The sequence below is a fragment of the Streptococcus pluranimalium genome, from assembly GCF_047785745.1.
Classification (GTDB): domain Bacteria; phylum Bacillota; class Bacilli; order Lactobacillales; family Streptococcaceae; genus Streptococcus; species Streptococcus pluranimalium_B.
Genome location: NZ_JBLOJT010000090.1, coordinates 1 through 7,541, shown reverse-complemented (window position 1 = coordinate 7,541; position 7,541 = coordinate 1). Strand labels below are relative to the sequence as shown.

The window sequence follows — 7,541 nt, the reverse complement described above, 5'->3', positions numbered from 1 at the left end:
CTAACTTATCAACACCAGAGATTTTTGATTTAGCAGACAAATGTGATGAATTAGCTAGTGAATTGGTCGAAAAAATGTATGCTTCTTTGGCTAGAGGTATTTATAATATTTCGGTTAGCTTTGATCCGGACTGTATTCTTATCGATGGCCTAACATAGATGGCTTTTTCTGTATAGCTTAATTTTACAATTTGGTCTACAAAAAATAAAATAGTACCTTACATGAAAGTTGTAAAGTACTATTTTTTTAAAAATGTAATAATCACTTGATATACAATTGATGTTAGAGCAGTGGCAACTAACATAGCAATTGGAAAAGCCAGATAAGGTCCAAAGTTGAAGCTCAAAAGAACAAATGCTGTCAGTACAGTAAAAATCGAGAAAATTGCAATTTGTCCCAAAAAAGCTAATTCTCTAAGCTTGATGTTATTATGATCAAAGTCATGATAACTTTGATATTCGTTTTCTAACTCTGGCTCTTTATGACGTTGCCCATCTGGCAGAGTTTTTTTATTCAATTGACTTGCCATAACAACTCCTAGGTTTGATTCCATATCATAGTACCATAATAAAAGGAGTTTGTCACTAATTTTTTAAAATAAAAAGCATGTTTTAGTATTTAGATACTATGACAAAATACATCACCTTCTGTTTTGGTATTTAAATACTAAAATTTCGACCTGGATTTAGGAAAAATCATGGTATAATGGTCTTATAATATCGAATAGATAAGTAAGGAGGTCTTTATGGCAGAATTTACATTTGAAATCGTTGAAAAACTTTTAGTTTTATCTGAAAATGATAAAGGATGGACAAAAGAGTTGAACCGTGTCAGCTTTAATGGAGCAGAACCCAAGTTTGATATTAGAACGTGGAGTCCGGACCATTCTAAAATGGGAAAAGGCATCACATTAACCAATGAAGAATTTCAAGTTCTGGTTGAGGAATTTAAAAAGTAAAAAACAAGATTGGTTCTATTTACCAATCTTGTTTTTATCTTGTAGCCGATCTGCAATTCCAATAATGATGAAAACAGCACCAAGAAAGACAAATAACCATTTGCTAGCAAAGATACCATATAAGATAAAAATAGTAGCAGATAAATAAGCAAGATATTTTCTAGACATGATGACGACTCCTTATAGATGATACAACTAGTGTAACATGTTTGATGATTGTGAGAAAGGAAAATCATCTGATCGAAGAAGGAATTTAAGGTAATGGCAAGTAAGTCTTAGAAATTTGATTTCTCTTAAGATAAAGTAATCCATCAATATACTAGAACTTTAAACAAAGTAGATTTGTTTTCAAGAGTTCCAAATACAATTATTTCATCGTAGGGAACAAGAGTACATCACGAATAGTTGTGGTATCTGTCAAGAGCATGCAGAGGCGGTCGATTCCGATACCGAGTCCACCTGTTGGTGGCATACCGTATTCGAGGGCTTCAACGTAGTCGTAGTCGATACCAGTTGCTTCATCGTCACCGAGTTCTTTGGCTTTGGCTTGATCTTCAAAACGTGACAATTGATCGATTGGATCGTTCAATTCAGTGAAGGCATTACCGTATTCTTTTGTCATGATAAAGAGCTCAAAGCGGTCTGTAAAGCGAGAATCCTCATCATTTTTCTTAGCAAGTGGTGACACTTCAACAGGATGTCCGTAGACAAATGTTGGTTGGATAAGCGTCTTTTCAACAAATTCTTCAAAGAAGGCATTGATAATGTGACCAACAGAAGTGAAGTGTTTTTCAAGCGGTACATTTTTCTCTTTGGCAGCTGCGATAGCTTCTTCCAATGTCATTTCCTGCCAGAAGTCAACTCCAGTGATTTCCTTAACAGCATCAACCATGTGGACACGTTTGAATGCCTCGTTGATCTTGATTTCAGTTTCTTGATAAACGACTGGCTCATCCCCTTTAACAGCTTTGGTAACATGTTGGATGATACCTTCTGTCAAGTCCATGATGTCCTGGTAGTCAGCGTAGGCTTGGTAAACTTCGATAGAAGTGAACTCTGGGTTGTGAGTTGCATCCATTCCTTCATTACGGAAGATGCGTCCAATTTCGTAAACACGTTCCATACCACCAACGATAAGGCGTTTTAAGTGCAATTCAGTTGCGATACGAAGTACCATGTCGATATTTTGGGCATTGTGGTGTGTTACAAATGGACGAGCAGCAGCACCACCAGCTTCATTGTGAAGAACAGGTGTTTCGACTTCAAGGAAGCCAAGACCGTCAAGGTAACGGCGCATTTCTGAAATGATTTTTGAGCGTGTCACAAAGCGATCGAAACTTTCACGGTTAGAAATCAAATCAAGGTGGCGTTTACGGTAAATCGTTTCAACGTCTGTTAATCCGTGGAATTTTTCAGGAAGAGGGCGAAGTGCTTTTGAAAGGTGAGTCAATTTAGTTGCCTTGATTGACAATTCTCCCATATCTGTGCGCATGATTTCGCCTTCAACTCCAAGGAAGTCACCCAAATCAGCTTTTTTGAAAATCTCGTAATTGTCTTCGCCGACAGCATCTTTGCGAACATAAAGCTGAATTTGACCTTCACGATCTTGTAGGTGGGCAAATCCAACCTTACCTTTACCACGCTTAGTCATCAAACGACCAGCTACGATAGCAGTTTCATTTAGATCATGCAAGTCTTCCTTGCTCTTATCAGCGTATTTTTCTTTTAATTCGCCAGAATTTGCCGTACGTTCGAAACGTTTACCAAATGGGTCGATTCCTTGTTCAGCAAGGGCAGCCATTTTTTCACGACGGACAATCTCCTGGTCATTTAATGCTTCAATATGTTCTTTAGACATGACATCCTCCAATAAATAATCACTTTATTGTAACACAAAAACCTTGATAATTCACTATTATTAGAATGTGGTTTGGTAAAAAATAAAGAAAATGATATAATAGTCACGTTTGAAAAAATAGCAAAGGGATGTAGCATTCATGATAACCGCAATTGTTTTTGACGTCGATGATACGATTTATGACCAACAAGCCCCATATCGTCTGGCTATGGAGAAGTGTTTTCCTGATTTTGATATGAGTCAGATGAACCAAGCCTATATTCGTTTTAGACACTATTCTGATATTGGTTTTCCACGTGTCATGGCTGGGGAATGGACGACAGAGCATTTCCGTTTTTGGCGTTGCAAAGAAACGCTTGCAGAATTTGGTTATCGTGAGATTGATGAAGCAGAGGGCAATCATTTCCAAGAAATCTATGAGCATGAGTTGGAAAACATTACCATGCTTGATGAAATGCGTATGACGCTTGATTTTTTAAAGTCTAAGAATGTACCAATCGGAATCATTACAAATGGACCAACGGAGCATCAATTGAAGAAGGTGAAAAAGCTTGGTCTATATGACTATGTTGATCCCAAACGTGTCATTGTAAGTCAAGCTACGGGTTTCCAAAAACCTGAAAAAGAAATCTTTAACTTGGCTGCTGAGCAGTTTGATATGAGTCCTGCAACAACTCTTTATGTTGGAGATTCTTATGATAATGATGTTATGGGTGCCAAAAATGGTGGCTGGCATGCCATGTGGTTTAATCACCGAGGGCGTAGCTTGAAAGCAGGTACTAAGCCAGTTTATGACGTGGCTATTGATAACTTTGAGCAGCTTTATGGAGCTGTGAAAGTTCTTTTTGACCTTCCTGATAACAAGTTTATCTTTGATATTAATGATAAGAAAAATCCGATTCTTGAAATGGGACTTAACAATGGTTTAATGATGGCTGCTGAGCGCTTATTAGAAAGCAATATGAGTATTGATAAAGTTGTTATTTTACTTCGTTTAGATGCTAAACAAGAGAAAATTTTACGCATGAAATATGCCAATTAAAAAGTCTTTGGGAGATCGGCACTGCATCCCAATAATGGGACACAAGAAAAACACTTTTATACGACCGACTTTCTGTATTGAACAGGAGATAAGTCGTTTAATCGCTGTTGAATTCTAGTTTCATTATAAAATGTGATGTCATTTTTGACAATATCTGTTATACTCTCCTTAGTTAAGTTTCTCCAGTTATAGAGATAGAAGGTTTCAGACTTTAGGACAGAATGGAACCATTCGATACAGGCATTATCTGCTGGTGTTCCTTTACGGGACACGGAGCGGATGATGCCTTTTTCCGTGCAAACCTGAAAGTAAGCCTTTGAGGTGTAAACAGAGCCTTGGTCGCTTGTGTAATACTGCACCTTGAGACAATTCCAGCTGATTGAGTGTCTCCAACACAAAGTCCGTATCTTGGCAACCTGAAATAGTATAAGCCACAATGTCACGGTTATACAAATCCATGATAGAGGATAAGTAACGTTTACAGTTTCCAAAGTAGAGATAAGTGATGTCTGTGACGAGTTTCTCCAGTGGTTTACTTACTTGAAAATGGCGATTTAATTTATGATCTGTCACATAGTATGGCTTTCCTAAATTGGGCGCCTTCTTAGGACGTGTACGACACAGCCAGCCCTTTTCTTTCATAATACGGTAAACCTTCTTATGATTGACCAAGAGACCATGGCTTTTCTTTAGTAATCGCGTAATGGTGCGATAACCGTAGATAAACCGATATTCCGTACAAAGTTGCTCGATTTTTTCTACAAGACCGTCTCTCTCCTTAGGCTTCTCACTCTCAGATTTCCAACGGTAGAAGGTTGAGCGTTTGACACCGAAACAATCCAAAATAAAGGATACTGGATAGATTTTCTTATAGTCATCCACAAGCTTGATAAGACTTACTTTGTCGATTTTCTTATCAAGCTGTGATACTTTTTTAATAGATCCACCTGTAATCTCAACTGTTCTACTTCAGAAAGTTGCGTCATCCCTTTGCCGTATGTGTACTGTTTCCCTACGGGTTGGTTGCATCGATGGCGTTCTTCCTTCTCATACCATGTCATCCAAGTGTCGATTTGACTCTTATTTTTGATTCCCAAAGTCTCTTTGATAACTTTGTTAGACTTTCCAGCCTTTTTCATTTCGATACAGGTTAACTTAGTTTCTACCGAATACGCTTTTTTGATCATAACAAAACACTCCTGTTTCTAGTTTACTAGTTTTCAACAGGAGTGTTTTTCTTATGTCTCATTTTATGGGTGCAGTACCATCTCCCTAAGACTTTTTAGATGTTATAGTGACTGGTATCATTCCAAACCTTTAAGGAATAATGTTCAAGGTCATCTGTCTCTAAAATGGTTAGACTAGCATTGTCTAAGCCACCTTCTGCTCGTAATAAGGCTGGTTCAAACCCAAGCAAACTGCGGATGGAAGCTGTTAGATGAGCTCCATGTCCAACGAGAAGTATGTTTTCTAGTTGCTGATCAATAGTTTCCTGTAAGAAAGTTGCCAAACGGTGAGTTGCCTGGTAAACGGACTCAGCTTCAAAAGTCTGTGCTTTAAAAACTCCCAGGTTATGGCGAAAAGCGTCCATTTGAGAAGGGTAGATAGATTGAACTAAGCTAATTTTTTGACCTTCGAGTTTGCCAAGGTTCCATTCTCGTAAAGCTTTTGTTTGAATAATCTCTTTTGGTGCTTGATTTTGCACCATGATTAGTTGCGCAGTATCCACTGCTCTTTTTAAATCGCTTGAATAAACTTTGTCAAAAGTAACAGAAGCTAAACGTTTTCCTAATTTAGTAATGGTTTCGTAGGATTCCTCCAATAAGGGAGAGTCGCCATTAGCACCTTGAAAACGCCCTTCTTTATTCCACTGTGTTTTACCATGTCGTACAAAATAGAGTTTCATTGCTACTCCTTAATAACTCGAATGCCAAAGGGGAAAAGGCTGATTTGTGTGAGTTTTAAACTCTGCCTTGCAAAAGGAATACCAATGATGGTGATGCAAAGGAAGAAGGCTGATGTTAAATGAAGTAGTGCTAGCTCCCAACCAAATAGAAGCATCCAGATGATGTTGAGTAATAGACTTGTCCCACTGCTAGAGATAATAACTTGTTTACCAAATGGAAAAAGACCAAAACTGGCAATCTTAAAACATTGTAAACCAAGAGGGGTTCCGATGATGGTTACGCAAAGGAGGATTCCAACAATAGACCACGAGATAAAAGACCAAAGCCCAGCAAAGATAAACCAAATAAAATTTCCAATAAATGACATGATTACTCCTTTATATCAGCAAATGTTGCTTGAACAAAATCAGCTAAAGTTTGACTGTTGACCCTAATCGAGCGACCAATTTCACCGCCTGAAACAACCATACTTCCTTTTTCAAGAGCAATCTCATCAATAATAATAGGAAAATTGTGTTTCTGGCGAATACCGACAGGATTGTTTGCGCCATGGACATAGCCGGTCGTTTTTTGCAAATCCTTTTGGGGAATCATATGTACCTTTTTATTCCCAGAAATTTTGGCTAATTTCTTTTCAGATAAATGCTCTGTGATGGGAATAATACCAATGATTGGACCAGTTTTATCTCCAATTAAGGCCAGTGTTTTAAAAATATCTTCCCTCTTGATATCTTCTGGAAGTTGACTTGTTTTGGCATTGACGACAAGACTATCATGGTCAATACCAGCTTTATCGAGAATTTGATCAACTAGTGTTTTTTTGATTCTAGATTTCTTACTCATTTTTTGTATTTTCCTTCAAGACGGCTCATCCAAATGCCAAGAGCAATCCCAGCTACCAATAAAATAACAGAAAAGATGAAGGTACCCAGACCTGCACCTGTGTAGGAAATGCTTTCTGCTGAACGAGGATTTGGCAAAATAATCAAGAGAGTGCTTGAGGTCACTAGACCTAAAATAAAGTGGTAAACGCGAGAGTGGTGATTCTCAAGGGCATGATCCATCACTTTTGAAAAGAGAATCATCGTGACAGCACCACCGATAGCAATCGGGAGAAAAACGCCTGCTAGGTTCAACTGTTTAAAGCCCGTCAACATAGGACTATAAAGTCCCATAATTAAGAGAAGGTTAGAAGGACTAAGGCCTGGAACGAGTATCCCTAGAGCGATAAGGGCACCAGCTAAGATAAAGCTGGCAAAGCTTGCTGGAATAGTACCAACTAAATCATTGAGGAAGAAAAGCAATAATCCTGAAAGGATGAAAGTGATGATTAAAATAGTCCAGTCTTTGTTGTCGCGTCGTCCTTCAACTGTTGCTTCTTGCCACAAAGTTGGGAGTGTTCCGACAATAGCACCAGTAAAAGCCCAAAGAGTGGGAACCTGATGGTTAGCTAGCAGCCACTCAAGTGGCGCGGAAAAGAGAGCGATACCAAAAATTCCTCCAATACCAACGGGTAAGAAAAAGAGAATATTTTTTAGAAAATCACGGGTAGGGTGAGCCAAAAAGGCAATAATTTTTTGGTAGAGTCCCAATATTGATGCCAATACGCCACCAGATACACCTGGTAAGATAAATCCCAATGCAATAATAATACCTTTAGCCAAACGGCCAAGCCATGCAAACATAAATGCCTCCAAATAAAAATAGTATAACTTAGATTATACCATTTTTACGTTTTTATATTTGATTACCCGTGGTGCTAGTTGATTTTCAACA

The 7,541-nt window shown here is 38.2% G+C and carries 10 protein-coding genes and 1 pseudogene; 3 read left to right on the top strand and 8 right to left on the bottom strand.

Annotation, left to right across the window (positions count from 1 at the left end; genetic code table 11):
• On the top strand, window positions 1-158 hold a 158-nt coding region (locus tag ACMZ6U_RS08420), incomplete at its 5' end, for an ROK family protein (RefSeq protein ID WP_416107875.1).
• Window positions 159-238: 80 nt separating this feature from the next.
• Here the strand turns inward: ACMZ6U_RS08420 and ACMZ6U_RS08415 are convergent.
• The gene (locus tag ACMZ6U_RS08415; RefSeq protein ID WP_416107873.1) at window positions 239-529 is read right to left on the bottom strand and encodes a DUF3270 family protein; all 291 of its coding nucleotides are present in this window, start codon (window positions 527-529) and stop codon (window positions 239-241) included.
• Window positions 530-745: 216 nt separating this feature from the next.
• Between ACMZ6U_RS08415 and ACMZ6U_RS08410 the strand changes: the two genes are divergently transcribed.
• Window positions 746-958: a YdbC family protein gene (locus ACMZ6U_RS08410; protein WP_104968203.1), complete on the top strand. Its 213-nt coding sequence runs from the start codon at window positions 746-748 to the stop codon at window positions 956-958.
• Between the two features lie 15 nt (window positions 959-973).
• Here the strand turns inward: ACMZ6U_RS08410 and ACMZ6U_RS08405 are convergent, their stop codons facing one another.
• Both ACMZ6U_RS08405 and lysS read right to left on the bottom strand, forming a co-directional pair.
• Window positions 974-1,126, bottom strand: a complete 153-nt coding sequence (locus tag ACMZ6U_RS08405; RefSeq protein WP_416107871.1) for a hypothetical protein — start codon at window positions 1,124-1,126, stop codon at window positions 974-976.
• A gap of 199 nt (window positions 1,127-1,325) precedes the next feature.
• Window positions 1,326-2,816, bottom strand: a complete 1,491-nt coding sequence (gene lysS / locus ACMZ6U_RS08400) for a lysine--tRNA ligase (protein ID WP_416107869.1) — start codon at window positions 2,814-2,816, stop codon at window positions 1,326-1,328.
• Between the two features lie 139 nt (window positions 2,817-2,955).
• Here lysS and ACMZ6U_RS08395 point away from each other — a divergent pair, with 139 nt between their 5' ends.
• The gene (locus ACMZ6U_RS08395; protein ID WP_416107867.1) at window positions 2,956-3,858 is read left to right on the top strand and encodes an HAD family hydrolase; all 903 of its coding nucleotides are present in this window, start codon (window positions 2,956-2,958) and stop codon (window positions 3,856-3,858) included.
• A 56-nt stretch (window positions 3,859-3,914) separates the two neighbouring features.
• Here ACMZ6U_RS08395 and ACMZ6U_RS08390 read toward each other — a convergent pair.
• The 5 genes and pseudogenes from ACMZ6U_RS08390 to ACMZ6U_RS08370 all read right to left on the bottom strand — a co-directional run bounded on the left by ACMZ6U_RS08390 (window position 3,915) and on the right by ACMZ6U_RS08370 (window position 7,450).
• Window positions 3,915-5,045: pseudogene (locus tag ACMZ6U_RS08390) on the bottom strand (IS3 family transposase).
• A 95-nt stretch (window positions 5,046-5,140) separates the two neighbouring features.
• Window positions 5,141-5,764 (bottom strand): histidine phosphatase family protein, encoded by a 624-nt coding sequence (locus tag ACMZ6U_RS08385; protein ID WP_416107865.1) that lies wholly within the window; start codon window positions 5,762-5,764, stop codon window positions 5,141-5,143.
• A gap of 2 nt (window positions 5,765-5,766) precedes the next feature.
• Window positions 5,767-6,132: a YccF domain-containing protein gene (locus ACMZ6U_RS08380; RefSeq protein ID WP_416107863.1), complete on the bottom strand. Its 366-nt coding sequence runs from the start codon at window positions 6,130-6,132 to the stop codon at window positions 5,767-5,769.
• 2 nt (window positions 6,133-6,134) lie between these two features.
• Window positions 6,135-6,608 carry a YbaK/EbsC family protein gene (locus ACMZ6U_RS08375; RefSeq protein WP_416107861.1) on the bottom strand — a complete coding sequence of 158 codons (474 nt, stop codon included), beginning with the start codon at window positions 6,606-6,608 and terminating at the stop codon, window positions 6,135-6,137.
• The gene (locus tag ACMZ6U_RS08370) at window positions 6,605-7,450 is read right to left on the bottom strand and encodes a DUF368 domain-containing protein (RefSeq protein WP_416107859.1); all 846 of its coding nucleotides are present in this window, start codon (window positions 7,448-7,450) and stop codon (window positions 6,605-6,607) included. Before ACMZ6U_RS08370 ends, ACMZ6U_RS08375 begins: the two co-directional genes overlap by 4 nt.
• Window positions 7,451-7,541 lie beyond the last annotated feature (91 nt).